The organism is Bdellovibrio sp. SKB1291214 (genome assembly GCF_002209355.2).
Lineage (GTDB): Bacteria > Bdellovibrionota > Bdellovibrionia > Bdellovibrionales > Bdellovibrionaceae > Bdellovibrio.
On the sequence record NZ_CP106855.1, the window covers coordinates 2986797 to 3012091 of the forward strand.

Below are 25295 nucleotides of genomic sequence, written 5' to 3' on the forward strand. Positions count from 1 at the left end.
TGTACCTTAACAAAATTCAAAAAATCAAACATCCTCATTGGCGATTTGGATAAGATACTGGCCATAAGCGTTCTTCCTAAGAGCATCACCCAATCGCAATAGTTGTTCTTTATTAATATAGCCCATTCGGAACGCGACTTCTTCAGGAGCGGCAATTTTCAAAGCTTGGCGCTTTTCCACCGTCTGAATAAACAAGCTCGCTTCCAACAAACTTTCGTGCGTTCCCGTATCAAGCCAAGCATAACCACGCCCCATGATGTGGACGTTCAGATTCCCCTGTTCAAGATAAATACGATTCAAGTCTGTGATTTCTAACTCACCACGAGCGGATGGTTTAATTGATTTGGCGTACTCAACCACGTTCTTATCGTAGAAATACAAACCTGTTACCGCGTAATGAGACTTAGGCAATTGAGGTTTCTCTTCGACAGAAATAGCCTTTCCCTTTTTATCGAACTCTACAATCCCATATCTTTCTGGATCATTAACCTTCGTCGCAAAAACGCTGGCACCGGATTTTAGAGAGGCCGCTTCTTTCAGAAGTCTTACGAAGCCATCGCCGTGAAAAATATTATCACCCAAAACTAAGGCGCACTCAGAACCATTAATAAACTTCTCGCCAATAATAAAGGCCTGAGCCAAACCATCTGGAGAAGGCTGCACTTCGTATGAAAGTTTAATTCCCCACTGAGAGCCATCCCCAAGAAGTTGTTCAAATCTTGGAGTATCCATTGGAGTAGAAATGATTAAAATATCTTTGATCCCAGCCAACATTAACGTTGTCAGTGGGTAGTAAATCATTGGCTTATCGTAAATTGGCAGAAGCTGCTTACTAACGACGGTTGTCGCAGGATACAAACGTGTGCCAGATCCACCGGCAAGAATAATCCCTTTCATTATTGGCGTCCTCCGTAATTTTTATCTAACCAATCGCGATAGTTTCCCGAGACAATATTGCCAACCCAAGCATCATTTTCAAGATACCATTCGATGGTTTTCGCTAAGCCCGTCTCGAAGTTTTCTTTCGGCTTCCAGCCCAACTCTTTTTCAATCTTTGTAGCATCAATAGCATAACGCTTATCGTGCCCAGGACGATCCTTCACAAATACCTTTTGAGACGAATATGTTTTTCCGTCCGTACGCGGGCGCAACTTATCCAAAGTTGCACAGATTGTATCCACAACTTCAATATTCTTCTTTTCGTTCCAACCACCAACATTGTAAGTCTCGCCAAGGCGCCCCTTTTCCAATGCCAATTCGATCGCTTCACAATGGTCCACCACATACAACCAATCACGAATATTAGATCCATCGCCATAAATCGGCAGATCTTTCCCCTCAAGGGCATTGTGAATCACAAGTGGAATCAATTTCTCTGGGAACTGATATGGACCATAGTTATTGGAGCAATTTGTCGTCACAGTGGGAAGACCATACGTATGATGATAAGCTCTTACCAAATGATCACTTGCTGCTTTGGAAGCAGAATACGGGCTATTCGGTGCATAAGGCGTGGTTTCAGAAAAAGCAGGATCTTCGATATCAAGGCTGCCGTAAACCTCATCCGTGGACACGTGAAGAAATCTGAAAGCTCTCTTTTCTGATTCTGGCAAAACACTCCAGTATTCACGAGCAACCTGTAAAAGATTAAAAGTACCAACGATATTGGTCTGAATGAATTCACCGGGACCATGAATAGAACGATCAACGTGGCTTTCCGCTGCAAAGTTCAAAATCGCACGGGGCTTATGTTTCGCAACCAAATCGCTGAGTGCTTTTTGATCTAAAAGATCGACCTTCGCGAAAATGTAATTTGGATTTTTTTCCACCGATTTCAAATTTTCCAAATTACCGGCATAAGTCAGCTTGTCGATATTTAAAACAGGTTCGTGGCGCTTATTCAGCCAGTTCAAAATAAAGTTTGATCCAATAAATCCCGCGCCACCCGTAACAAAGATCATAGCCTTAACCTCTATTTCGCAATTTTCTTCGCTGCGTATCTGTCTTGCATAACGGAAGCCGACATCACCAGAAGCATCGGATAGAACCACAAAGCCTCATAGCTGGATACTGACGAGTAAAAGATAAATACGAAAAGTTGATTCAAAATCAAAGCAAACGCAATTTTCACAAGGATATCGTCACCCTTGAAAAAAGCTCGCACCGTTAAAAACATCAAGGCACCTACAAGGGACCAGATGAACAGAAAATAAAATACACCCAACTGTACAAAGGTATGCAGATAAGCGTTGTGCTGATCTTTAAAGCTAAACTCATGATCAATATATTTCTCTCGGAACTCTTCACCTTGCTTTTCAATGAATGCACGCAAAGGCTTTTCGGCTGTCTCGAACCCAGTCCCAAAGAAAGGTTGTTCTTTAGCGAGCTGAACATTCACTTGCCACATATGCAGGCGCCCTGCATTGGAAGCATTTTGTGACGTGATCACACCATTTTCTTTTTTTGCACTGAATGAGCTTTGGAAACGGTCCAACGTTCCAGGAACAACGAGCAGAGATAGCACCGTGAACAAAACAAACCCACCCAGCATTTTGAGGGATCTCTTGTTCGAAATACCTAATAAACCGATACCCACGATGGCAGCCAAGAAAGGGCCACGTGTATTTGCCAAAACTAAGAATACCAGTGACAAAGCTAACAGGAAAGCCATACTAATTTTTTCTAAGCGTGTAGCTTTATCCCAAGTAGGTTTGTGTCCGATAAGCCCAAATAAAACAACTGCCGAACAAGACAGGAAATAACCCCAACGACTAATATCCCAGAAGCTTGTGACTCTTGTATCGGCGTTGAACGTCATATTTGCTTCAGTCACAAACAAAATTCCCGCATTCACACAAGAAACTAAAAGCCCTACTCCCAGCGCCCAAACAAATGCTTTGAATGCTTTCTTATCAGCAAAAAGCAGCGAAAATGGCATGACATAGAGAGGCCATGCAAATCCACGTATGACATTGATCGCAGCTTCTGTGCCACCAAGTGAAATTAAACTTACTAAAATCGCTGCAGGGAAAAGTGCTAATAATGCTGGAAACCATGGATTGTATTGAACTGTTTTTTTCCAATCGATTTTGAAGGCAGACCAAATAACCAAAACTGTTCCAAACAAAGTAATTCCGCTTTTGGAAACAAAAGTTGAAATTGCGAACAACACCCACAGAGAAATCCAAATCTGACGAGCCAATTTGGATTCAACTTCGATAGGACTTTTTGAATACGACAATACCATTTGGAAACCCACTCCCGGAAAGGCATAACTATAGATGACCTTTCGGCAATTTCCAGTATTACCACAGGGTGCCGCGGTGCAAACTTCATGGCGTCGGTATGCGTTGTAAAAGGTCGGACGTATGGTAGCATGTTATCTATACACACAGAGAGAACATGATCGCACTTATCGTACCTTGTTATAACGAAGAAAAACGTCTGCATATGGAGGCATTTACCGCCGCCAGAAATTTAGGCATCGATTTTTTCTTCGTGGACGATGGTTCGAAAGATAAAACTGCAGAAATGGTCGCTCAAGCAGCCCAAAAACACCCATTTATTCACTTGGTCCGTCTTGAAAAAAACAACGGTAAGGCGGAAGCCGTGCGTAGGGGCATGGTCGAAGTTCAAAAGAAAACACATATCGATGAAAACTCTTGGATCGGCTTCTGGGACGCCGACCTAGCAACCCCCCTCACCGAAATTCCAAAGATGCTTGAGTACGCAAAATTGTACGCAAAAGTAGACTCCATCTGGTGCAGCAGAGTTTACCGTTTAGGAGCGGATGTTAAACGCTCCGCCCTACGCCATTACCTGGGGCGCGGATTTGCCACCCTGGTGGGTGAACTACTCCATATCAAAAGCTACGACTCCCAATGCGGAGCCAAGCTCTTTAAACCTGCGACGATCCAAAACGCCTTCGGAGAAAAATTCATCGGCAAATGGGTCTTTGACGTCGAAATTCTTTTACGTCTAAAAAACTTTGAAGTGATTGAGTACCCAGTCACGGAGTGGCATGACGTTCCCGGATCAAAAGTAAAAATCCATCGCGAAATTTTCCGCGTCTTCTGGGAAATCCTAAAAATCCGAAAAAAATATATCAAGAATTAAGCAAAATAGCCCTTATACCAAACAGCCGTTTTAGAAATAGCCTGCGCCAAAGAGTCCTTTAATGACCACCCAAGCTCTGTGCGAGCCTTCTCGCTATTCAATAATCCATGAACTGAACCCGAAGTTTGCAACTTGTACTCTGCCGCATTTCCACCGCGATACTCAGCCCTAAAAGCCTCAGCCATTTGCCCCACGGATAGTTGATGATCAACACCCACACCAAAATTCCAAGCTCCGGAGGCGCGAGGACCACGATCCAACAACGCTTGACCTAACGTCATTAAAGCGTTTACCGCATCATCAACATGCATCCAAGGACGAATAGACTCCGGATTTTTCAAAGGCAAATCAAGACCCGACTGAGTCGCTTGAGCCAACTGCCAAATCAAACTGTCAGTGGAAAAATCACCACCACCAACAACCGAACCCATACGAGCCGTCGCCAGTGCAATTTTGTGTTTATTGTATTTTTCAGGAGCAAAAACACCTTTAAGATAAGACTCAAGAATTAAATCGGCACAAGCTTTACCTGTCGCCGCTGGCGCGCTGCCCGTCAAAGGATCTTCTTCAACGGCAGCATGCCCTGGTAAAGGACGATACACCTTATCCGAAGACAACATCACCACCGAACGAACCGTCGCCGTCTCACGAAGACACTCCAGCAGATTTACAGTTCCCATGATTTGCGACGAGTAAGTCTCTGCCACCTTATCCCAAGACTCACGCAATCCACCGCCGCCGGCCAAATGAAAAACAACTTCCGCGTGGGAGTACTCAAGAGCCGCTTTCAAAGCGGCAACATCACGAACATCCCCAAAAGTGGAGTTCATACCTTGCCCCACATTCGCCACTTCAAAGAAATTAGGATTTGTAGAAGGAGATAAGGAAAAACCAAAAACGTTCGCGCCCGCTGTTCTTAGAGAGAGCGCCAAGTGGCTGCCGCGAAATCCCGTGTGACCGGTGATGAAAACTCTGCGGCCCCGCCAGAAATCAGAACTCATCCACGAAGCCCTTGCTCAACGCCTTCTCCGCGATGAGTTGGGTGAACCCACAAAGTCTCGTGACCTTCGTACTTCCACAAAAAGCCAATGGGATCTGTATCGTGGATTGCAACTTTCAACTCGCCTTTGCCTTCTGTCGCTTTCATTTTTAAAAGCGTTTGTGATAAGGAGGCTTTGTTCACTTCCCCGCCAGAGGAAGGCAGACAGTTTTCCTCATACATTCGAGCAAGTAACGCAAGTTCAACCAAGTTGTAAACGGATTCACGAATAAAATATTTGTCAGAATGAAATGATGTCATCCCTTTATTCTAAAAAACAACTGGACCAGGTCAAGGCCAGATCATCGGGAGCCAGCCACTTGCTGCGATTTTAAGGGCTTTATTCGCATGGGACTGCCGATAAACTCCGTAAGGAGGTCCCTAAAAACCTCTCCAAAGCTGACGTCAGCCATATAAAACAGATTGCCTGCGCGGACTATATAGGGAGCGAGCTCCCTTCCCCGGGCGCGGGACTCTGCCATAATCTGAATGCGCACTTCATTTGTCGGCACCAGGTCCGGTTGCATGGAAAGGCTGCTTTCTTCACAGCGAACCGCATGTCCCCGGTAAAGTAGCGCGCAGTTTTCATCGCGAACTTTAGAAATAGACCCCATATAGCGAAGACCCAATTTTTTGTTAAGCTGCTCTCCCAAATGCCAGATATTATATCCCATCCAGACGACGTTGCGCCTGGAAGAAAGGTAATCTTCAACAAGCTTACGAGAAACTTGGTTATCGAATTCGGTATTTATAACAAAATTCGCCTGACATTTCTCCAATGAGCCCGCTTCATACTGTCCAAGCGGAATGAAAAACTGCTGAAAGTCTGAAAAGTTTGACAGTAATTTTGTGAAAGACTCAATCACCTTCGAGTTATCATAATATACGGCAACACATTTTGTGCTGGATGATTTTGAAAAGCCAGGGCCTGCGACAATTATCAGCGCAAACATCACCCCAAATACTGATGCGAAGGCGCAAAGTTTTTTCATTTCAGTTGAACCTCGACCTCTGCAAGCTCGACTCCAAAATGGGCCGGCATTTGATGCTCTGTTTTGATCCAGACAGGTCTTTGACCCGTGCGCTGACTTTCACGGTATTGACGATGAGCCTTCAAGGCTGCAAGGACATTGACTGCATTGGCGACCAGCCAACGCACGGGAACCATCGTGGCTTGACTGAAATCATTCACGCGGTGAACAGCCAGCATTCTTTGAACGATTCGTAAAAACATGGCCGCGGCATTAAAAGTTAATAGCATTGAAAAAAACTGGGTCTGCAAAAGCGGTGGAAACTCTCCATTCGCGGCCTGAGTGATAATCATTCCAAGCAGAACCACCAAAGATAAAACGGTTAAAACCCCGCATGCCGGCCCCTTGCGATCACGTAAAAGAAAATAGCGATCGACAATTCCTCCGGACCACTGAATATTTGCTAGTCCTTGATAAGCAATCCCCAAAGTCCAACGCGATTTTTGACGAACACTTGCCGCAAATTTATCAGGGAAGTATTCACGAGTGGCGATGAATTCTTGCTTGCCATCCTCATCAACGATCTGAGCACAGACAAAGCGCGATTTAAATCCCATGGGTTTTGCTGTGATCCCCAAGTGATAATCTTCGGTCAAGGTGTCTTCTTTCATCAGTTGACCATCTTGGCGACTCATCACCGAGCGAACGAAGTCCCGAGACATACATGTACCCACCCCGGCCGATGGAATCGCCGCACCAAGAGCCTGACGCACCAAAAGATCCTTTGTATGAGATTCACTGAATTCGTCAATGTACACTCCACCGACCAAGGAAGTTTTGGGAACATCGAATGAGAACACGGGAATTTGAATAAAATCAGCCTCGCGGCTGAACTGGTTTAGTAAGGTAAATGCGTGGGGATGCAAAACATCTTCAGAATCCTGAAGCAGAAACAGATCCATTTTTTCGCCCGTCTCATTTTCTGCTGCAATGATTTGCCGAGTGATTTCATTTAACATTTGTCCCTTTGAAGTGGGCCCAGGTTCTGAGTTCACAACGACCACAACTTTGTCGGGATAAAGCTGCTCTAAACGGCGTGCTTCCTCCCATGTGGCTGTATCGTTCGGGTAAACCCCTAAAAAGAAAGTATAGTTGTCATAATCGATACCACGAATATTGCCGCGGATCATAGGACCGATAACTTCCGCTTCCTTCCAATTCGCGATCATGATCGCAATATGTTTTTGCGGAAGGCGTTTCATTTTTTGAAGCGCCTTTATGGTTAACTGCAATGGACCTAAACGCTTCACGAAGGCAACAAAATCGATGAATAGATCATCAACGATAAAGATGCTGGTCGCAATCACTACAAGATAAGTCAACGTTGAAAAAAGATCGGCAAGTCCCAGAGGCTCCATTAGAATTGTCCTCCGAGGGTCAGTAAGCCTTCAAGCTCGCCACTTTGAACATGCTTTTGAAAAGGATGGTATACCAGTGCACTGACGTTCCAGGATTTTTCAGTCCAAGTTGAACGCCCCCCTGCTCGCCATTCTGTCATCGTGGGACCCAGATCTTCACTGTTACTGACTCTTTGATAAATCTCCCCGTAAGCATCTAAAGTAAGTTTTGGACGAGGAAACCACCGATACCCTTGCTTAATCCACACCAGCGATACAGGCGTTCGATCCAGACGCGGAACAAAGGCTGATTCAAAATAGCCTTCGCTAAAATTTTTAGTCATCCCCCACATCCAAAGATCACCGGCACTGAACACCATGCGAGGATCCCAAGTTGTTTTACGTTCCTCGTCGTTCATTCCCATAACGGAACGATACCCCACTTGCGTATTTAACTTTACACCTGGATAAAACTGGAATTGCAGTCCCACGTTAGGGTTAAAAGTATTGTCGTAATATTTTCCCTTAGCCCCGGGAGATTGATACTGAACGTTCGCACCTAAATAAGCGGATAATCCCACGGTGCCTAGCTGAGATAACGGCTGGTAATACCGAAGACGTGAATCCGTTACAAAGTCATAGTCATAGTAATAACTGCTTTCAGAATAGAAATCGAAAAAGCCCTTGGGTAGCGTTGACGAAGACCCGATCGGCAGCACACTCGTTGAAGATGTTCCCACATCAGGAGCAGCCGCTTCAGCACTTCCCCCCTGGGATTGGGCATTTGCTATTTTTGCAAAACTCAGCAGAGTGAGCATGACAATGACAATCTTGAAGTTCATTTGGTTCTCCAATTCATTCTTCGTAAAGATTCGTTTTCAATTTTTCTGGAAGATGAACAAAGAAATTAAATGAACTAAAATTTAAAGAGGAGTTACGAACAAGAAAGTCCAGATCGCGTGCTAGAATACAAAATCATCAAGCACCCTCAGCATGACGGTTTGCATCGAAACGGCGTGTCTTTCCTTTATCATTTGTTAGGCGTAAGGTTGATGGCATGAGTGAAAGAATAGAGATCGAATCAAATGTCATGGATGATCGCCGCACAAAGGGCTATTTAGAAATAAAAAGTTTCAACCCCGCAGACAAAACCCGCGCGGCTTTGAAAAAGCTCGCACTATGGTGGGGCCTTTCTATTATTTCGATCTTAATTCCCGTATTCCATTTTGTTCTGGTTCCGTTATTTTTCTTCTTAGGTTTTTTCTTTGCCAGAAAAGGCTACAAGTCCGAAGGACAAGTTTTAGGTGGCGCAACAACATGCCCCCACTGCGGTGCCGACATCAAAGTAGATAAAGGAGAACTGAACTGGCCGGTCACAGAAATCTGCCAAGCCTGCGCCAGAGTCGTGCGCATGGAACTTCCCGAAAAAAACTCCACAAACTAGAAGTGGTCAAAAAGGCGTCAGCGCAAGGCGGAGGCGAGCGACTGCCACGAAGGCGTACTCAAAGTACGCCGAAGAGCAAGGCGCTCGCCTCCAACGCAGTCGATGGCGCCTTTTTCACCGCTTCGGGTTACCCGAAACGGCCTGTGATGTAGTTTTCTGTCTTCTGATCCTTCGGATTCGTAAAGACCTGATCACTACCGCCAAATTCAATCAAATCACCTAAGTACATAAAGGCTGTGTAATCTGAAACACGCGCTGCTTGATGCAGACTGTGTGTGACGATCGCGATAGTCACATCTTTACGAAGCTCTTGAATAAGTTCTTCGATATGACGAGTGGAAATCGGATCAAGAGCAGAAGTTGGCTCATCTAAAAGCAAAATTTCAGGCTCCGTCGCCAACGCGCGAGCGATGCAAAGTCGCTGTTGTTGCCCGCCGGAAAGTGCGGTCGCTGAAGAATTCAAACGATCTTTAACTTCCGTCCAAAGACCTGCTTGTTGCAAAGATTTTTCGACACGTTCTTCGATGAAGGCTTTCTTTTTAACGCCGCGAACTTTTAGGCCGTACGCCACGTTTTCGTAAATACTCTTTGGGAATGGATTTGGTTTTTGGAAAACCATTCCGATACGCATGCGCACTTCCATTGGATCGATGTCTTTACCCAAGATATTGATGCCGTCGGGATGCAATGTGATCTCACCTTGATAGTGAGCATTCGCATAAAGATCGTGCATACGATTGAAACAACGAAGAAGTGTCGTCTTACCGCACCCCGAAGGTCCGATCAAAGCCGTCACGCGATTTTCATAAATCGGAAGAGTGATGCCATTAAGCACCTTTTTTTCTCCATAAGAGAAAACAAGATCTTTAACTTCCGCTCTTAGTACTAATTCGTTACTCATAAAATTTCCTAAACTTTCAAAAACTCAAAACTTGGGCAAAGTGTGTCCGTACCTTTACCACTTCATCTTTTTACGGAAGCGAGAACGAAGCCAGATGGCTCCGCCATTCATAATCAATGTCATCAAAAGCAACACGATACCTGTTGCTGCAGCATTGGTATGGAAAGCTGCCTGAGGACGAGATAACCAGTTAAACATTTGGATCGGCATGACCGTGAATGGGTCCATTAGCCATTTAAAATTCAGATAAGGCAGATGCGCATCCACGGGAGACGTCGGAAGAAATGCAATAAACGTCAACGCTCCGATTGTGATCAAGGGAGCTGTCTCCCCGATAGCACGGGACAAAGAGATAATCACTCCCGTCAAAATACCACCTGATGAGTACGGCAAGATGTGGTAACGAATTGTCTGCCATTTACTAGCACCCATCGCATAGCTTGCTTCACGAATGATATTTGGAATAGAGCGGATGGCTTCTCGAGTGGTCACGATGATGATTGGCAGAACCAACAATCCTAGGGTCAAACCCGCAGTCAAAATACTTTGACCTAATTTTAGTTTATAAACGAAAAGCCCTAAGGCCATAAGACCATAAGTGATAGAAGGAATTCCCGCCAGGTTCACAATATTCAGCTCAATCAATGCAGAGATCCAGTTTTTCTTAGCGTATTCCTCGAGGTAAACACCTGCGGCAACGCCCAGTGGAATTGCACAAAACGCTGTCGTTAGCATAATACAGAAAGAACCAACCCACGCTGATAAGATCCCGGCTTTTTCAGGGAATCGCGACGGAAAGTTTGCAAAAAACGCAAAATCAATACGAGGGACGCCCGTCATCGCAAGATCTACGATCAAAGCAAGCAACGTAATTAAAGCAAATAACAAAGCCATCAGACCCGCTAATGCAAAAAAGAAATCCCACATCTGGCGACGCTTAATATTGGAAAGAAGGTCTTGTCTTGATTCCATCTATTCCTTCTCCTGAAATTTTTTACGAAGCCACAAACCGATCACATTGAAACACAAAGTTAAGCACAAAAGACTTAAACCCGCGACATAGATCGATTGATAACCGATGGAGCCATGTGGAAGATCTCCAAGGCTCACCTGGACGATAAAGGCTGTGATCGTGGCCGACGGCTCCAAAGGATTCAAAGTTAAATTGGGTTGCATGCCGGCTGCAATCGCCACAACCATCGTCTCACCCAGTGCGCGCGAAATTCCCAAAATATAGGCTGAAGTGATACCTGAAAATGCTGCCGGGATAACCACGCGGAAAGCAGTTTGCATACGAGAAGCACCCACCGCAAACGAAGCCTCGCGCAAGTGGCTTGGTACCGAGCGCATAGCATCTTCACTTAAAGAGCTGATGTATGGGATGATCATCACCCCCATCACCAGTCCCGCGCTCAAAACGTTAAAGCCTCCCATGGAAGGAAAAACTTTTTGCAAAAGCGGAGTCACAAATAACAGTGCAAAGTAACCGTAGACGACCGTTGGCACAGCTGCCAACAGCTCAAGGATCGGTTTCATGACTTCGCGAACATTGGGGCGCACATATTCACTGAGGAAAGCTGCTGCCACAGTTCCCAGTGGAATCGCCACAAGCAAAGCAATGATCGTTGTTAAGAACGTTCCACAAAGAAGGGGCAAGATACCATAGTGAGCATTCTCAAATAAGGGAGTCCACTCACGATCGGTGATAAAATCCCAAAAGCTCACATGTTCAAAGAATGGAATACTTTCGGTAACAAGAATTCCGACGATACCTAAAGTTACAAATACCGAACTCGCAGCCGCCAAGAATAAAGCGCCTTCAATAAGACGTTCCTTCAAACGACGCATGCGGCGGACAGGATGGTCCGCAGATGTAAATTCAGAAAGTTTCTTTAATTGTTTTTTACTCACGCTGTGACTTCTTACTGAGCGCTTTCGCGCTTCATCAGGTCATCAATCTTGATGCCGATTTCAGAATGGCCACCAAATACGGTGCCCACTTTTTTCATCTTGATGTGTTCCAATCCAGTTGTGTAAGCCGCCGCGGGAAGGGCTACGTACTTTACTTCAGGAACAATGCTTGGAGATTTTTGAAGAAAGAAATTCGCAAACTCTAAAACTTCAGCTTTTGCCAAAGATTTTTCGTTCAAATAAATAAACACCGGGCGCGACAAGGGAAAGTACTCCCCACTTTCAACAGTCGCTTTTGTTGGAGTTACCGCTTCGTTTTTCTTGGGAGCCTTTTCACCCCCAACCACCGGAACGATGCGAAGCTTGGTGTTATTTTCCTCTGCATAAGCCAATGGGATATATCCAATTGCATTTTGATCGTTCGCTACACCGGTTACCAATGTATTGTCGTCTTCGCTGGCTGTATAATCGCCACGGGAAGATTTTGCCTTACCCACGATGGCTTCCGTGAAGTAATCAAACGTCCCTGAATCGGAACCCGCTCCAAATAGTTTCATTTTCTCTTTGGGCCATGCGGGATTCACGTCAGACCAAAGCATAATCTTACCCTGGGCAGTGGGTTCCCACATTTTTTTTAGTTCTTTAACAGTGATCGATTTTAACCACGTGTTTTTTGGACTTACGATAATAGCTGTTGCATCGTAAGCAATGGGAAGTTCAATGAAGCGAACATTTTTAGATTTACACTTTTCAAGTTCACCGGATTGAATCGGACGAGAAGCATTTTGGACATCTGTTTCGCCACGGCAGAACTTTTTAAAGCCTCCACCCGTTCCAGAAATGCCAACTGTCACACGAACTTTGCCGCGCTTGGAAGTTTGATATTCTTCGGCCATAGCCTCAGTGATTGGGAAAACTGTGCTGGATCCATCAATACGAATCACAGGAACTTGAGCGTACACACGCTTCCCCACAAATGATGCTGCAAAAATAAGCATTGCTGATACTAACTGAAGGTATTTCATACACTTTCCCATTCGAACGGAATCTAGCACGGGGTATTTTGGGAGTATTGTTAAGGTTTGATTATGATTTAGCCATTTTGCGTTATTGATCTCTTCGAGCTATCATTAATTTCAATATGGCTGAAGAAAAACTTAAAAACCAAAAAACTCTTGTTGAGCAGGTGTTTGAATTCTTGCCGAGCGCCGTTTATCTATTTGATATCGAAGCTGGCACCATGGCTTGGTTTAACGAAAATGTGGCCAGTCGCTTTGGATGGACTCAAGAACAACTTCGCGCTATGGGGCAAGATTATTGGGCGACGGTGATGCACCCGGACGATTTAAGCACACTTGCGAAGTCACGGGACTATGTTGTTTCTAAAATGGCCGACGGCGAGGTTTTGCACTTCGAGTATCGCTTCAAAGATGCTTGGGGTCAGTATCACTGGATCGATGATCGTATCACTGTCTTTAAGCGAGACGAAAAGGGAAAACCTGTCAGTGTGGTCGGCATCGCGGCAGTCGTTGATGATCAGAAAGCCCATGAGACTCGCCTGTCACAAACTCTTGAAAAATTAAACCTCTCTTTATCCGCCGCAAAGATGGCAACTTTTGAATACGATCCTGAAATTCCTGAGGGAGTTTGGGATAAGCGCATGTTTGAACTTCATGGCGAAGAGCCAAATGACGATCCCTTAGAAACTTTCCGTCGCCGGGTTTTACCGGAGGACCGCGAACCTTCTTCGACACAATTCATGGAAGCTTATCGCAGTAATAATCCTGAAATTTATATTCGCTATCGCGTGCGCCATGACGACGGCTCGATTCATCACGTGAATTGTTACGGCCGAAGACAAGAAACCTCCACGGGCTCTCGTTTTTATGGTGTTGCCTGGGACTCGACACGGGAAATTCAAACAGAAGCACAAATCGAAGAAACAAAAGCTAAAATGGTATCTGCTGCCAAAATGGCAGCCCTCGGCGAAATGTCAGGCGGTATCGCGCATGAAATCAACAATCCTCTGACTGTTATTCAGGCCCGTTCCTTTCAGCTCACTCAGATGGTGGAGCAAGGAAAAATAGACCCGGAAAAAATCAAACAAGCCGCAGAAAGCATCAGCAAGACAGCAGATAAAATCGCTAAAATTATTAAATCTTTGCGCTCGTTTTCTCGCGAAGGCGAACAAGACCCATTCGAGTTTGTATCAGCCAAAACATTGGTGGAAGAAACTTTGGAGTTTTGCAAAACTCGTTTTTACAATTATGGCGTCGAACTTTTCTTATCAGATATCGATGAAGATTTAGAGATTGAGTGTCGCATTATTCAAATTGAACAAGTTTTGTTAAATCTATTAAATAACTCATTCGATGCTACTCAAAAATCCGAGGAAAAATGGATTCGGGTCGAAGCCAAAGAGTATGGGGATTATATAGATATTAAGGTCGTCGATTCGGGACCAAGAATCCCAGACGACGTTGCAGAAAAAATTATGCAGCCCTTCTTCACAACGAAGGAGCTCGGCAAAGGAACCGGCCTGGGTTTGAGTATTTCGTCAGGAATTATGAAAAACCACAAGGGTGGATTGTTCTTGGATAGAGCAGCAAGCAACACCACTTTCGTAATGCGCTTGCCTCGCCTTCAATAATTTATGGATTGAACTCAAAGCCCTTTTCAGGGCTCCAATGAATGCGGTAAACCACACAGTTTGGGATTGGCAATGGTTCTTGCAAATCAGGTCTTAATGAGTGCAAGAACCTTTTAAGCATGAGCCCATGAGTACAGAGTCCCGCCACTGTAAACTCATTACCTTCGCAGAATTCTTGCAAGCCTTTTTGAAAGCGGTCAATGGCATCAACCGCGCACTCGCCGTTTGCATAAGTAAAATTAAAATCCTTAAATTCATGAGAGGTCCATTTAATCCAGTTATCCTCACCATGTTTCTTGCAGATTTCATCTTGGGTCATACCCTCGATGTCACCTAAAAATACTTCGCGGAAATTTTCAGAATAAAAAGTGGGCGCATTTAAATTTTTATTAGCTATAGACGCTGTCTGCTGAGCACGGCAAAGATCACTGCTGGCCATGATCTCGACAGGGTTGTCCTTAAAGAAGTCTTGGAGTACTGTCGCCTGTTTTCGACCTTCATCATTGAGTGGAATATCGGAGTGCCCTTGCATACGGCGAAGAAGATTCCAATCAGTTTGTCCATGTCTGAAAAGATAAATGGTTTTTCTCATGATCGCTTCATTGAAACACTTGCAAGACGAATTTAAAAGAGGAAAGATGTTTTCATGCACAAGATAATCAAAACTTTCAGACAGTCTTTTGAATCTTTGTTTAGCTCTCGCCTTTTGCTTCTGACATTTCTCCCCCCGATCCTAGCGGTGGTCGCAGTCTTTGCGGTTTTCTTTTTCTTTTGGGGCAGCTGGACGATGGCGCTGGATGGCTTTCTGCAAGGGCTTTGGCCTTTTCAGTGGCTTCATGATTTTAAAGGAGCCGAGGGTTATTTTGATGCCATCGCAGCCGTTTTATTAGTTTTACTTTTTGTTCCGGCCTGCTTTCTTTTTGCACTTATTTTAGTTTCCATATTTGTTTTACCTCTGGCTTTAAAATGGATTGCCGAAAAAGACTTTCCTCATTTGGAAAAAAAACGCGGTGGCTCGTTAATTGGAAGTCTTTGGAATACTTTGTATGCCACGGCTTTATTTATATTCTGGTTCACAGTGACTTTGCCTTTATGGTTGGTTCCCATGGGCCCGATGCTTGTGCCTTTGACCTTGACCTCGTGGTTGAATAAAAGAGTGTTTTTGTATGATGTCCTTCAAGATTATGCGAGCGAGGAAGAGCGCCAATTGATTGAAAAAAATGAGGCAAATCCTCTTTTCGGGATGGGTATGATCCTGGGATTTTTTTCCTACATCCCCTTTGCGCTCTTCTTTATCCCCGTGTTTGCAGCCATCTGTTATACCTATTACGGCTTAAACTCGCTTACAGTCCTAAGATCCAAGAAATCGTAATTGAGCACAGGCGGGAACGGAGAAAAACCTACCCTGAGACCCTCGAAGGCTAGATTTTGAGCACCAAATCGGCTATGCTTTTCGCCGTGAGCAAATGCAGTCAGGAACGTAAAAATATCGATATCGACACTCTTGAAGAAAGAGTTCGTAAAGCTGGGATGAAATTGACCCAGCAACGCAGTCAGATGCTAAAAATCCTTTTGCATCACCCAGAACCTATTTCTGCCGATGAAATTTTTAAAAAGCTGGGCGGTAAAGAAGCTGGTGTCGACCTGGTTACTATTTACCGCATCCTTAAGAAGTTTGAAGAAACTCTGCTAGTCAGTCGCCTTGAATTCGGCGACGGGATTGCCCGCTTTGAGCTCACGTTAGAGTCGGGCCACCATCACCATCACGTCATTTGCCGCAACTGCCAACGTGTTGAACCTTTGCATATCTGCGATTTAGATCAACACATTCATATGGTTGAAAAGATGGGCTATAAACAAGTTGCCCACCGTCTGGATTTCTTTGGCCTGTGCTCAAAGTGCCAGTAATCAAAGGTCATAACGGGTTAGGTCGAGATATCCTGCATTGATTCGGTCATACTGCAGATACGAGCTTTGAAGCTCGTCATAGTAAGACCAGAATTTAGGATTCTGACGACGTACTCCCCATTTATCAACCAAAGTATCATAGGATTTAGCGTCTTTGATGCGAGTCACTTGATTCGCAAAAATCATCAGATCTTTTTCTTCCATTTGGAAAATCATATTGGGATAGGATGCCCAATATCCTTCGCGCACAGTGAGGGTGTCTTCTTGAGGTGCCATACGTAACGACTCCCCTGTGATCCAAGAGATATTTTCGTGTTCTTTGTTATGGATCAGAGTAAAGACGCGCGTCTTATCTTTACCCTTCACCATCACATAAGCAATATCAGGGAAATAGCGTGCAAAGGGCGTGCTGCTACCTGCTGGCACTGCGGAAATTTTTCGAAGTTCCTTATGAAGTCCCGTGGCCTTCAGTTTGATATTTAAACTGTCTGGAGGAGCGACTTTGCGCCAGTTAATATCATCGATGATTCCGCGCACTTGATCATTCATGTGATAGAATAAAATCTTTTCAACCATTTGACGTTTCGTTTGCGTACCCTTGGTGAAGCGCACCCCTGTCGGCTCTGCAGAGCCGATTGGTGGGAATATATAGGCCATTTTGGCGCTGGCCAAAATTCCCTGGTACCAGTTGCGTCGGTATTGCAAACGCTCCTCTGGTGGCAGGAATCTTAAAAATAATTCTTCGGCTTCCATTCGGATCATATCCATATAAACACGAGTTAAAAGCTGATGTCCCACATTTCCAAAGACGTCGAAATTCACCACCAAGTTATAAACAAGTCTTTCAAACAGGGGATAATCTAAAACAAAGACGGTTTTTGAAAGATCACCCACCGCTCCCTTCATCACCACCGCATTTTGATCGTGGCGGAAAATAGTCAAAACAGCGTTGTCATTTTTCCCATCACCATTCCAAATATCATTCAAGACATACCCGTCAGGGCGGTTCTTGATAAGCTCTTCACTGCGAAGTTTGCGATAGCCCTCTCGATGATCTGTGATGCGCTTTAAATCCAATGGTGCCGAGGTGAACTCAACGTCTGAGCCAAAGGAGCCTGGCAACGCCAATAAGGGAGCTGCTTTTTTCTCGTAGTCTTTGGATAAAACCATATTGTCGGCATCGGGGTTTATAAAGAACGTATAGAATTGCTCTTGAATGGAGTTTACAGCCATAGAGCCATTGCACACCGGTCCTTTGATAAAGGTTGCGACGTGATATTGAGCATCGTCCAATAAAAACTGATAGCGAGACTTTACAGGGATATCCTGGAAAGTAATAAAGGGATTTTCAGCCACACCCGAAGCATAAGTTGGAAGCTCTTTAATCTGCCAGATGGGCTCATTGAAAAGAGTTTTAAATCTTTCCAATTTTTGATTTGAGAACTCGTAAGGCAAATGAGTTTTTGCGACGATCGTGCCAGGAAATTTAATCAAGCAATAATAAAAGTTCTTAACTTCAGGATCATCATTTGGACGACGGGTCGCGATTTCATCTGGTTTATCGCAACTCGTTTTAGAGCGAATCAGCCTAAAGAAATCTCTGGATTCCTCTGGGAAATAGATATGAGCCAAAAATAAATGTTCATAAATATAACGACTGATAAGCTTTTGCTTCAAATCCTGTTTATTCAAATATTTTTCCCACATTTCGACTTGAGATCGTAATTTTGCAGGAACGTGTTTTTGTTTTTCTTCCGAAGCGACACTTGGACCAGGAGCACCTTTAGAAATCCATGACTTGATGGTTTCCAGTTCGGATTCCTGCAAAGCTGGCAGACCATAAGGCATACCTAACTCGGGCTTAGACTTTTTCATGGCGTTAAATTGGTCCATATTCGCCGCACATACCTGTGACTCGTGAGCTTGCACTTTAACAGGTGCGGAACTCTCCGCCCGTAAATTCAACATCTGAAAGAACACATTTTTTTCAGGATCAATCGAAGTATGAACTGTAAAGAAGTTCTTAGTTCGCCACTCCTCGGTGGATTTGGCATCGATCCAAATTCGAGAAGGTGAGACACTTTTCGTGCGAGTGCCGTCATAAACATTAAGTTTATTGGCTCCACGGGCGAAACCCTCGAAGTTTTGCAAGTTCAACTGACAAGGAGCATTGAAGCAGCTGTGACAAGAAAGGCAGCGGTTGTCAAAAAGAGGCTGAATCTTATGAGTAAAAATGTCTTCTGCGCTTATTTCCGCAAAGGCCACTGCAGGAACAAAACAGAAGCTTAGCGTCGTAATAAGCATCATAGTAACTGTCTTAATGAATTGCATCATGCCCATCTCCCCTGTATCCTTTGCCATAGTAAACATAAGTAAGAGGAATAGCATGGAAAAAATCCCATTTGAAGTTGTACAAGATTCTATTGACGTGATCTGCGGAATGACGACTGAGGCCGATTTGGAAAAAGCGTCTGAGCACCTGTTTGAAGTGCAACCGGATTTGGGCGGTTTTTTCATGGAGTTTATCGAAGACATGTCTGAGAGTGCTCAAGACTTGGGCTTTATGATGGCTTTGATCTTAAACCGTGCATTTGAGGAAAAATATAAGAACCTTCGCGCGATCACTGAAGACGAAGTCGTGGCCCGCTTTGAAAAAGCAGAGCCTGAAATGGAATCTTACTTACAAATGAACGACGAAATGCTTGCGCAAATCCAGGAGCGCGCTAAATCTGAAGGTCAACCGGAACTTGTAAACTATATGGTCGAAGAGCTTTTTATGTCTCCAGAGCTAGAACCGGCACTTCAAGCTGATGAACAAATCCACTTGTTCATGGTTTGCAAATTCTTTGTAGATTGTCTGAACGAAGTTGCTAAGGAAACATCTAAGGACATCGTTCGCCACTAGTTTTTTCGCGGAAACGTCAAGACACTAAAACTTAAAAAGCCACCCTCATCAGGTGGCTTTTTTATTGTCTAGCTATGGTTTTTTCGGGGTATCCATTCGTGAGATGTAACTACGTCGAAACTTAAAGATCTCTTCAACATCCTTACGCACCCACTTACTCGCGGCAAGCCATCCGAGGTAACCCAAGGGCAAGCGATAGCGAACTCGGTCCACCATCAACGTCCCTCCCAAGAAGGGTTTAAATTCGTGAGTATGATGCCACAATTTATAAGGTCCCGCCGTCTGGTTATCGACGAAACGAAATGGCGGTTTCCACTCGTCAATCTCTGTTTTCCAACTGGCAGGAATGCCGTGAATTTTTAATTTATAGTTAATAATCGTCCCCTGTTCAATTTCTGGTGTCGAAACCGATTGAATATTAAAACTTAAGGTTGGTGGCGTAAGGCTTTCCAGATTATGGGGATCTTTGAAAAAGTGAAACAGCTCCTCAGGTGCTTGAGGAATGAACTGTTCAGAGTAAAACACTTCCTCACCATTTTTATAGGGTGCACAGATATCATCTAGAGCTTCTTTTAAATTTGAATATTGAAACAGATATCCAAGTCCTATCGCTTTTTCGGCACTACCACGAATGCTAGAAAGCACGACTTCCGAGGCTTCACCAAACATGGCTTTTATTGCCAAAGGAGGGATTGAGGGGCCGAGGGATTTTCCGAGGGACTCCGCGAGTGTTTGGGAAAATTCGCGATTGGTCACCGCATTTGGAGCACAGCCATTAATTGGCCCTATCCAATCATTATTAGTAAGAGCCTCTGCAAATAAACCTACGATATCATCAAGGTGTATCCAACTCATCCAATGCTTGCCGTCTCCGAGTGGACCACCAACCCCGGCGCGGAATGGGAAAAGCATTTCATCCAAAGCGCCACCTTGTTTTGCCAAAACAATTCCCGTACGAATAAAAACTTTGCGACCTGGAGCACGGCTTGAGGCGCGCTCCCATTCTTTACATATGTCAGCTAAGAAATCCATACCCACTGGATGGTCTTCTTTTAGAACTGTATCGCCGCAGTTTCCGTAGTACCCAATAGCTGAACCACCGACAAAAACCCTAACATCTTGAGGGATGCTTTTGATCAGGTTTTCAGTTGCGATAATTCGTGATTGATAGATGGCTTTCTTTTTATCTTCAGACCATCGCTGACCCACCACGGGTTCGCCAACTAGATTCACGACGGCTTCAATATTTTCTAATTTTTTATCTTCTATTTTTCCCTGAGCTAAATCACCGACGACGACTTCGCAAGGAAATGGTAAGATCTCGCGAGCTTTCGCAAGGCTGCGGCTGATTACGATGATCTGGTGGCCTTGTAAAGCAAGCGTTTTTCCCAGCTCTTTACCAATAAGTCCCGTCGCCCCTGTCATTAGAACTTTCATAGCGCGTCCCTTCTATTTTTTAAGTGCCTTTGTGAAGGCTTGCAAACAACGACCGCGAGCTTCGTTGTGATCAATCATAGGTTCAGGATATTTGTCTGTTCCGTATTCTGGCACCCATTTTTTTATATACTCTTCATTCGGATCAAATCTTTTCGCTTGGGCTTCAGGATTAAATATTCTAAAATATGGTGCAGCATCGCAGCCCGATCCGGCAGCCCATTGCCAGTTTCCGTTATTCGCTGCCAAATCATAATCCAAGAGTTTTTTTGCGAAGTATCTTTCACCCTCGTACCAATGAATCAACAAATGCTTACACAAAAAGCTCGCCACCACCATGCGCACTCGATTGTGCATAAACCCTGTTGCGTTAAGCTCCCTCATTCCGGCATCAACCAATGGGTATCCCGTTTTACCCTCGCTCCATTTGTTGAAATCTGCTTTAGAATTTCTCCAAGCAATCTTATCGTATTCGGGTCTAAAGCTGCGTTTTTCAACTTCTGGATAATGCCACAAAATCTGCATAAAAAAATCACGCCAAATAAGTTCACTTAACCAGACCGGGGAATACTTTAGTCCTTCTCGAGCCAGCTCCCGAACGCTAAGGGTACCAAAACGCAGATGCATGCCGAGGTGAGATGTGCCACCTTCTTGCGATGGGATGTCACGAGTATTTGCATAATTCTTCAAAAGCTTCGTTGAAACCTTCATGGGAGGAAACTCGATGGAGGTTCTTTCAAATCCTAGGGACTGGAGCGTTGGCATTGCCTCGACTTTTTTGATCTTCGAATAGGAATTTTTGTAAGTCTCGGTGGGATAGGATTTTAGGTAAAACTCGTTCAGAGTTTTTAAGACATTGTTTTTATATGGCGTGTAGACAGTATAGGGCTTGCCCTGCGATGTCAGGATTTCATCTTTTTCAAAAAGAGTTTGGTCTTTAAAGGTTTTAAATTCAACACCTTTGGATTTTGCCAGCTTTGACACTTCCTCATCGCGTTTGCGCGCATAGGGCTCATAATCATGATTCGTGTAAATGGCAGTAATCTGATGTTGACTTAAAAGGTCTTTAAAGATCTCTAGGGGTTTCCCGTGCCGAACCCATAAATCTGATTTCAACTCTTGGAGGTTCTTTTTTAGGGAGGCCACAGTGTCGTAAATAAACGTCACTCGGGCATCTTTGGTGTCCTCCAGCTTATCAAGGATGTCAGAATCGAAGATAAAGAGCGGTTGAATTTGATTGCCGTCTTTCAACGCATGAAAAAGACCGGCATTGTCATTCATTCGCAAATCACGACGGAACCAGAATATCACCATGAAATCCTCTTTGCTCAGCGACACACTCATGCGGTGCGTGGACTTTTAGGGTTTAACATTGATCAAGAATTGGGTAAAATTTTGAAGCATGGATGATAAAAAGTCTGCTAAAAAACAGAATAGCGATGCACCAGCTTCCAATAAAAAGGAAGAACAGGGACTTAATAAAATTAAATCCTCGGTTTTTTCGCGTGGCCTTTCGATCGCAAAGATCACTTTGCAAACGGGCGCCTCCGTGGCCCAGCACGGTGTCACGACAGTTTTAAAATCTAAAGAATTCAAAGAAGCCAATTGGAAGAAGCTTTTAGAAACTCAAGCTTCCAATATCAGTGCAGAGCTGGGCCAGCTTAAAGGCAGCTTGATGAAAGCAGGGCAAATGCTTTCCATGTATGGTGAGCATTTTCTCCCACCTGAAGCCAATGAGTTTTTAAAATCTTTGCAATCAGATTCCCCGTCTTTGAATTGGAGTGCCATAGAAAAGCGCCTCAAAGAACTCTTGCCCGAAGAAAAACTCGCGCAACTGGAAATTGAAAAAGAGGCGCTGGCTTCCGCATCTATGGGACAGGTTCACCGCGCTAAAATTAAAGCGACAGGGGAATTAATCGTTTTAAAAATTCAGTATCCAAATGTCGATAAAGCTATTGATAGCGACCTGCGGGCTATCAAAACGATGCTTTCCACATTGAAGTTGATTCCCAAAGATTTCAACACGGACTCTTTGTTCGCGGAGATTCGTGAGATGTTGGTTCAAGAAACGGATTACATCCAAGAAGCCAACGCCACAGAAGACTACCATCGCCGTTTAGATGGGGATCATCGTTTTATCGTTCCAAAAGTTTACCGCGAGTATTCAGGTTCGAAAATCTTAGCTACATCCTTTGAACGAGGACTTCGCGCTGATGATCCGGTTATTCAAAGCCTTCCACAAGAGCGCCGCAATCGCTTGGCGGTGAACTTCTTAGATCTTTACTTTAAAGAGATTTTTGAGTGGGGCGTGGTGCAAACCGATCCCCATAGCGGAAACTATCGCATCCGCATTGATCCCCAAGGACACGACCAATTGATCCTTTTGGATTTTGGAGCGACTCGAACGTATGACGAAAACTTTCTAGGACCTTATCGTCAAATGGTGAAAGGCTCGCTATACAATGATCGCAAGGTGTTTACAGATGCTGCGTTGAAATTGGGATTCGTGCGCGAAACTGATAGCGCGGAGTTACGTTCGGTGTTTGAAGCCTTCTGTTTTGAAACTGTTGAACCGTTCATCGAACACGGTGATCCCAGAAATTCTTTAGGCCGTATTGATGCTCAAGGAAATTACGATTGGAAGAATACGGATCTTCCGCAGCGTTTATCTAAAAAGGTATTCCAAATCGCTCGGCAGTTTTCTTTTAGAACTCCTCCACGAGAAATTATTTTCCTGGATCGCAAGACCGGCGGGGTGTTTATCTTTCTTTCGATCTTAAAGGCGAAAATGCGGGGCCGAGATCTCCTACTCAAGTACCTTAATAAAGTGGATTAGATGTTTTATGTTACGTTCCTTTGCTGTGCTCGTATTTTCAGTACTCACGCCGTTCGCTTTGCTCGCCGCAGATGTTCCAAACGTAAAATTCACAGCCCTGCCCGGCGAATCGCTGAACGAACATAAAATTCGCTTCCAAGACCTAAAAGGCAAAGTCGTATTGGTCGATTTCTGGGCCACGTGGTGCGAACCGTGTAAAGAAGCTCTGCCCCACTATGCGGCTCTTTATAAGAAGTATAAACAGCAAGGCTTGGTCGTTATCGCCATTAACGAGGATGAGAAAGCTGTTGAACGTGATGCTTATCTTAAAAAGACTCCCTATCCATTCCCGGTCTTTGCTGACCCGGAGAAGAAACTCCTTGCGACTTTCGATGTCGCAGCAATCCCCACTGTTTTTGTTTTCGATAAAAACACAAAACCTGTGACTTTCATTCGCGGCTTCGACGCTAAGAAAGCACAGGTTCTAGAAAAGACTGTTCAGGATTTGCTGAACGTTAGGTGACTATTTGGTTGCAGCCAAACTTGGCGCGATATAGGGAGAAATCCATACATCGTACACAATTCCAGTTTTTTTCTTTCCCTGGGCGTCCGTGTAATGGAATTTTGAGCGTTGGCGCAACTCTGCATTAGCTCCCACTGTCTGGTGAATGTTCTCATAATTAAGCTCGATCTTATCAAGCTTTAAACGAGCCCTCGTCATCTCCGTTTTTTGAGAAATACCATCACCATTCTTATCATTCCACAAGACAAGATTCTTAAAGTCTTTGTCCTTGGCATCGATAATACCGTCTTTGTTGGTATCAAGCTCCTTCAGAGCATCAAAACCGTTATCGAATTGAGCTGTGTTACCAAATAATTCGTCTTTCTTATCGATTTTTCCGTTCTTGTCACGATCAAGACTTAGAAAGAATCCCGGACCGTTTTTATTTGGCCAGTATGTTTTCCCATCTGGATTTAATGGAAAGCTACTGACGTTATCAAATTTTGGAAGCTTATCATCGAAGAAGACCATCAATGGCGACCAGTAACCACCGCAAAAACCAGTCTCCCCAGGGAAGCTGATAAAGATCTCTGCTAACGAGCGATCTGGAGATACGTTAAAGCCTGCAATGGTTGCGGAAATGTCGCCGTCCTTACCCATAAAATCCGCACAGCCGTAGGTTGGAATCTTGGAAGAGTAGCCGTACTCGCCCCAAACTGGACCCGTATTGCAATCCAAAATCTCTTGCTCAAACTTCATCGCCCCCAGAGCCACATTTTCCTTCGATACGGTAATAGTAGCAGAGTCATCAACAGAAACCCCCGTAGGAATCAATGTTTTGAATTCTACCACATTGCCGTACATGGAAACTGTACCACCCTCAGGAGTCATCTTATATTTTGAAGACTTCATGTTAGTTACAGTGCCAGTGAAAACCTGTAATGGATTTTGCGGTCTGTCACCCACGATATTGGCAGGATATTCAGCTTTTAAATTGTATGTGTGAGAGCCAATCAAAAGATTGATATCTGCTGTTACCAATGAACTTCGAGCCAATGGATTTGTTACAGCTCGTAGATTGGTTGGAAAGCAAGAGTTCACCAGACGCACAGTCATTGTTGATCGGCCCGATCTTGTAACGGTACCTGATGACGGCGCTCCGACAACCGATTCCCCCGAACTTACGGAGTTAACGGCCATCGGCACATCTCGACTTATGACGTTGCTCTGATCAACGGCAAATGCACTGCTGCTCAGCAATGCTACCGCTGTTCCGAAAACAAATGTCGATTTCATAACGTC

The 25295-nt window shown here is 44.4% G+C and carries 25 protein-coding genes; 8 read left to right on the forward strand and 17 right to left on the reverse strand.

All coding sequences use genetic code 11. The features are described 5' to 3' along the window. Positions 1–24: 24 nt before the first annotated feature. The 3 genes from rfbA to B9G69_RS14800 are packed head-to-tail and all read right to left on the reverse strand — an operon-like array spanning position 25 to position 3247. Positions 25–897, reverse strand: a complete 873-nt coding sequence (gene rfbA, locus B9G69_RS14790) for a glucose-1-phosphate thymidylyltransferase RfbA (protein WP_088614462.1) — start codon at positions 895–897, stop codon at positions 25–27. Then, the gene (gene rfbB, locus B9G69_RS14795; RefSeq protein WP_088614461.1) at positions 897–1961 is read right to left on the reverse strand and encodes a dTDP-glucose 4,6-dehydratase; all 1065 of its coding nucleotides are present in this window, start codon (positions 1959–1961) and stop codon (positions 897–899) included. Before rfbB ends, rfbA begins: the two co-directional genes overlap by 1 nt. Positions 1962–1972: 11 nt before the next feature. After that, complete coding sequence (locus tag B9G69_RS14800; RefSeq protein WP_088614460.1) at positions 1973–3247, reverse strand: O-antigen ligase family protein; 1275 nt, start codon at positions 3245–3247, stop codon at positions 1973–1975. Between the two features lie 155 nt (positions 3248–3402). Here B9G69_RS14800 and B9G69_RS14805 point away from each other — a divergent pair, with 155 nt between their 5' ends. Continuing rightward, positions 3403–4116 carry a glycosyltransferase gene (locus B9G69_RS14805; protein ID WP_088614459.1) on the forward strand — a complete coding sequence of 238 codons (714 nt, stop codon included), beginning with the start codon at positions 3403–3405 and terminating at the stop codon, positions 4114–4116. On the opposite strand, the gene B9G69_RS14810 is transcribed toward B9G69_RS14805, so the two are convergent. Genes B9G69_RS14810 through B9G69_RS14830 form a run of 5 tightly spaced genes read right to left on the reverse strand, consistent with a single transcriptional unit; the run spans position 4113 to position 8365 of the window. Further along, on the reverse strand, positions 4113–5117 hold the full coding sequence (locus B9G69_RS14810) for a GDP-mannose 4,6-dehydratase (protein WP_088614458.1): 1005 nt from the start codon (positions 5115–5117) through the stop codon (positions 4113–4115). The two genes, B9G69_RS14805 and B9G69_RS14810, sit on opposite strands and share 4 nt — an antisense overlap. Further along, positions 5114–5416 carry a hypothetical protein gene (locus tag B9G69_RS14815; protein ID WP_088614457.1) on the reverse strand — a complete coding sequence of 101 codons (303 nt, stop codon included), beginning with the start codon at positions 5414–5416 and terminating at the stop codon, positions 5114–5116. Before B9G69_RS14815 ends, B9G69_RS14810 begins: the two co-directional genes overlap by 4 nt. 41 nt (positions 5417–5457) lie before the next feature. Further along, positions 5458–6147, reverse strand: coding sequence for a hypothetical protein (locus B9G69_RS14820; protein WP_088614456.1), 690 nt, complete (start codon positions 6145–6147; stop codon positions 5458–5460). Continuing rightward, a complete protein-coding gene (locus B9G69_RS14825) occupies positions 6144–7544 on the reverse strand; it encodes a glycosyltransferase (RefSeq protein ID WP_088614455.1) in 1401 nt (466 codons plus the stop codon). Before B9G69_RS14825 ends, B9G69_RS14820 begins: the two co-directional genes overlap by 4 nt. Further along, on the reverse strand, positions 7544–8365 hold the full coding sequence (locus B9G69_RS14830; RefSeq protein ID WP_141096876.1) for a hypothetical protein: 822 nt from the start codon (positions 8363–8365) through the stop codon (positions 7544–7546). The genes B9G69_RS14825 and B9G69_RS14830 overlap by 1 nt, the downstream gene beginning before the upstream one ends. A 215-nt stretch (positions 8366–8580) precedes the next feature. Here B9G69_RS14830 and B9G69_RS14835 point away from each other — a divergent pair, with 215 nt between their 5' ends. Then, positions 8581–8967, forward strand: coding sequence for a hypothetical protein (locus tag B9G69_RS14835; protein WP_141096875.1), 387 nt, complete (start codon positions 8581–8583; stop codon positions 8965–8967). Between the two features lie 127 nt (positions 8968–9094). Here the strand turns inward: B9G69_RS14835 and pstB are convergent, their stop codons facing one another. The 4 genes from pstB to B9G69_RS14855 all read right to left on the reverse strand — a co-directional run bounded on the left by pstB (position 9095) and on the right by B9G69_RS14855 (position 12777). Next, positions 9095–9868, reverse strand: a complete 774-nt coding sequence (gene pstB / locus B9G69_RS14840; RefSeq protein ID WP_088614452.1) for a phosphate ABC transporter ATP-binding protein PstB — start codon at positions 9866–9868, stop codon at positions 9095–9097. Positions 9869–9922: 54 nt separating this feature from the next. Then, entirely contained in the window at positions 9923–10840 is a 918-nt protein-coding gene (gene pstA / locus B9G69_RS14845; protein ID WP_088614451.1) for a phosphate ABC transporter permease PstA, read from the reverse strand. Continuing rightward, complete coding sequence (gene pstC / locus B9G69_RS14850) at positions 10841–11716, reverse strand: phosphate ABC transporter permease subunit PstC (protein WP_088617074.1); 876 nt, start codon at positions 11714–11716, stop codon at positions 10841–10843. It lies immediately after the preceding gene. A 74-nt stretch (positions 11717–11790) separates the two neighbouring features. Beyond that, positions 11791–12777 carry a PstS family phosphate ABC transporter substrate-binding protein gene (locus B9G69_RS14855; protein ID WP_088617073.1) on the reverse strand — a complete coding sequence of 329 codons (987 nt, stop codon included), beginning with the start codon at positions 12775–12777 and terminating at the stop codon, positions 11791–11793. Positions 12778–12920: 143 nt separating this feature from the next. Here B9G69_RS14855 and B9G69_RS14860 point away from each other — a divergent pair, with 143 nt between their 5' ends. Beyond that, the gene (locus tag B9G69_RS14860) at positions 12921–14429 is read left to right on the forward strand and encodes a PAS domain-containing sensor histidine kinase (RefSeq protein WP_088614450.1); all 1509 of its coding nucleotides are present in this window, start codon (positions 12921–12923) and stop codon (positions 14427–14429) included. A 1-nt stretch (position 14430) separates the two neighbouring features. On the opposite strand, the gene B9G69_RS14865 is transcribed toward B9G69_RS14860, so the two are convergent. Continuing rightward, positions 14431–15021 (reverse strand): histidine phosphatase family protein, encoded by a 591-nt coding sequence (locus tag B9G69_RS14865; protein ID WP_141096874.1) that lies wholly within the window; start codon positions 15019–15021, stop codon positions 14431–14433. Positions 15022–15075: 54 nt separating this feature from the next. Between B9G69_RS14865 and B9G69_RS14870 the strand changes: the two genes are divergently transcribed. After that, entirely contained in the window at positions 15076–15801 is a 726-nt protein-coding gene (locus tag B9G69_RS14870; protein WP_088614448.1) for an EI24 domain-containing protein, read from the forward strand. Positions 15802–15857: 56 nt separating this feature from the next. Then, positions 15858–16337 (forward strand): Fur family transcriptional regulator, encoded by a 480-nt coding sequence (locus B9G69_RS14875; protein ID WP_254916755.1) that lies wholly within the window; start codon positions 15858–15860, stop codon positions 16335–16337. Here the strand turns inward: B9G69_RS14875 and B9G69_RS14880 are convergent, their stop codons facing one another. Then, complete coding sequence (locus B9G69_RS14880) at positions 16338–18671, reverse strand: fatty acid cis/trans isomerase (protein ID WP_254916754.1); 2334 nt, start codon at positions 18669–18671, stop codon at positions 16338–16340. 52 nt (positions 18672–18723) lie between these two features. On the opposite strand from B9G69_RS14880, the gene B9G69_RS14885 reads away from it, so the two are divergent. Next, positions 18724–19242 carry a hypothetical protein gene (locus B9G69_RS14885; RefSeq protein ID WP_088614447.1) on the forward strand — a complete coding sequence of 173 codons (519 nt, stop codon included), beginning with the start codon at positions 18724–18726 and terminating at the stop codon, positions 19240–19242. A gap of 72 nt (positions 19243–19314) precedes the next feature. Here B9G69_RS14885 and B9G69_RS14890 read toward each other — a convergent pair whose 3' ends face one another. Then, entirely contained in the window at positions 19315–20679 is a 1365-nt protein-coding gene (locus B9G69_RS14890; protein ID WP_088614446.1) for a TIGR01777 family oxidoreductase, read from the reverse strand. 12 nt (positions 20680–20691) lie between these two features. Further along, the gene (locus B9G69_RS14895; protein ID WP_254916753.1) at positions 20692–21990 is read right to left on the reverse strand and encodes a cryptochrome/photolyase family protein; all 1299 of its coding nucleotides are present in this window, start codon (positions 21988–21990) and stop codon (positions 20692–20694) included. Between the two features lie 88 nt (positions 21991–22078). Here B9G69_RS14895 and B9G69_RS14900 point away from each other — a divergent pair, with 88 nt between their 5' ends. Both B9G69_RS14900 and B9G69_RS14905 read left to right on the forward strand, forming a co-directional pair. Further along, complete coding sequence (locus B9G69_RS14900) at positions 22079–23512, forward strand: ABC1 kinase family protein (protein ID WP_088614445.1); 1434 nt, start codon at positions 22079–22081, stop codon at positions 23510–23512. Between the two features lie 7 nt (positions 23513–23519). Next, positions 23520–24014 carry a TlpA disulfide reductase family protein gene (locus tag B9G69_RS14905; protein WP_088614444.1) on the forward strand — a complete coding sequence of 165 codons (495 nt, stop codon included), beginning with the start codon at positions 23520–23522 and terminating at the stop codon, positions 24012–24014. Here the strand turns inward: B9G69_RS14905 and B9G69_RS14910 are convergent, their stop codons facing one another. Then, complete coding sequence (locus B9G69_RS14910) at positions 24015–25289, reverse strand: calcium-binding protein (RefSeq protein ID WP_088614443.1); 1275 nt, start codon at positions 25287–25289, stop codon at positions 24015–24017. Positions 25290–25295: the final 6 nt, after the last annotated feature.

Excerpts from the sequence above, each read along its gene's own strand:
- rfbA (WP_088614462.1), bottom strand. The coding sequence starts at position 897 with ATGAAAGGGATTATTCTTGCCGGTGGATCTGGCACACGTTTGTATCCT.
- rfbB (WP_088614461.1), bottom strand. The coding sequence starts at position 1,961 with ATGATCTTTGTTACGGGTGGCGCGGGATTTATTGGATCAAACTTTATT.
- B9G69_RS14800 (WP_088614460.1), bottom strand. The coding sequence starts at position 3,247 with ATGGTATTGTCGTATTCAAAAAGTCCTATCGAAGTTGAATCCAAATTG.
- B9G69_RS14805 (WP_088614459.1), top strand. The coding sequence starts at position 3,403 with ATGATCGCACTTATCGTACCTTGTTATAACGAAGAAAAACGTCTGCAT.
- B9G69_RS14810 (WP_088614458.1), bottom strand. The coding sequence starts at position 5,117 with ATGAGTTCTGATTTCTGGCGGGGCCGCAGAGTTTTCATCACCGGTCAC.
- B9G69_RS14815 (WP_088614457.1), bottom strand. The coding sequence starts at position 5,416 with ATGACATCATTTCATTCTGACAAATATTTTATTCGTGAATCCGTTTAC.
- B9G69_RS14820 (WP_088614456.1), bottom strand. The coding sequence starts at position 6,147 with ATGAAAAAACTTTGCGCCTTCGCATCAGTATTTGGGGTGATGTTTGCG.
- B9G69_RS14825 (WP_088614455.1), bottom strand. The coding sequence starts at position 7,544 with ATGGAGCCTCTGGGACTTGCCGATCTTTTTTCAACGTTGACTTATCTT.
- B9G69_RS14830 (WP_141096876.1), bottom strand. The coding sequence starts at position 8,365 with ATGAACTTCAAGATTGTCATTGTCATGCTCACTCTGCTGAGTTTTGCA.
- B9G69_RS14835 (WP_141096875.1), top strand. The coding sequence starts at position 8,581 with ATGAGTGAAAGAATAGAGATCGAATCAAATGTCATGGATGATCGCCGC.
- pstB (WP_088614452.1), bottom strand. The coding sequence starts at position 9,868 with ATGAGTAACGAATTAGTACTAAGAGCGGAAGTTAAAGATCTTGTTTTC.
- pstA (WP_088614451.1), bottom strand. The coding sequence starts at position 10,840 with ATGGAATCAAGACAAGACCTTCTTTCCAATATTAAGCGTCGCCAGATG.
- pstC (WP_088617074.1), bottom strand. The coding sequence starts at position 11,716 with ATGCGTCGTTTGAAGGAACGTCTTATTGAAGGCGCTTTATTCTTGGCG.
- B9G69_RS14855 (WP_088617073.1), bottom strand. The coding sequence starts at position 12,777 with ATGCTTATTTTTGCAGCATCATTTGTGGGGAAGCGTGTGTACGCTCAA.
- B9G69_RS14860 (WP_088614450.1), top strand. The coding sequence starts at position 12,921 with ATGGCTGAAGAAAAACTTAAAAACCAAAAAACTCTTGTTGAGCAGGTG.
- B9G69_RS14865 (WP_141096874.1), bottom strand. The coding sequence starts at position 15,021 with ATGAGAAAAACCATTTATCTTTTCAGACATGGACAAACTGATTGGAAT.
- B9G69_RS14870 (WP_088614448.1), top strand. The coding sequence starts at position 15,076 with ATGCACAAGATAATCAAAACTTTCAGACAGTCTTTTGAATCTTTGTTT.
- B9G69_RS14880 (WP_254916754.1), bottom strand. The coding sequence starts at position 18,671 with ATGATGCAATTCATTAAGACAGTTACTATGATGCTTATTACGACGCTA.
- B9G69_RS14885 (WP_088614447.1), top strand. The coding sequence starts at position 18,724 with ATGGAAAAAATCCCATTTGAAGTTGTACAAGATTCTATTGACGTGATC.
- B9G69_RS14890 (WP_088614446.1), bottom strand. The coding sequence starts at position 20,679 with ATGAAAGTTCTAATGACAGGGGCGACGGGACTTATTGGTAAAGAGCTG.
- B9G69_RS14895 (WP_254916753.1), bottom strand. The coding sequence starts at position 21,990 with ATGGTGATATTCTGGTTCCGTCGTGATTTGCGAATGAATGACAATGCC.
- B9G69_RS14900 (WP_088614445.1), top strand. The coding sequence starts at position 22,079 with ATGGATGATAAAAAGTCTGCTAAAAAACAGAATAGCGATGCACCAGCT.
- B9G69_RS14905 (WP_088614444.1), top strand. The coding sequence starts at position 23,520 with ATGTTACGTTCCTTTGCTGTGCTCGTATTTTCAGTACTCACGCCGTTC.
- B9G69_RS14910 (WP_088614443.1), bottom strand. The coding sequence starts at position 25,289 with ATGAAATCGACATTTGTTTTCGGAACAGCGGTAGCATTGCTGAGCAGC.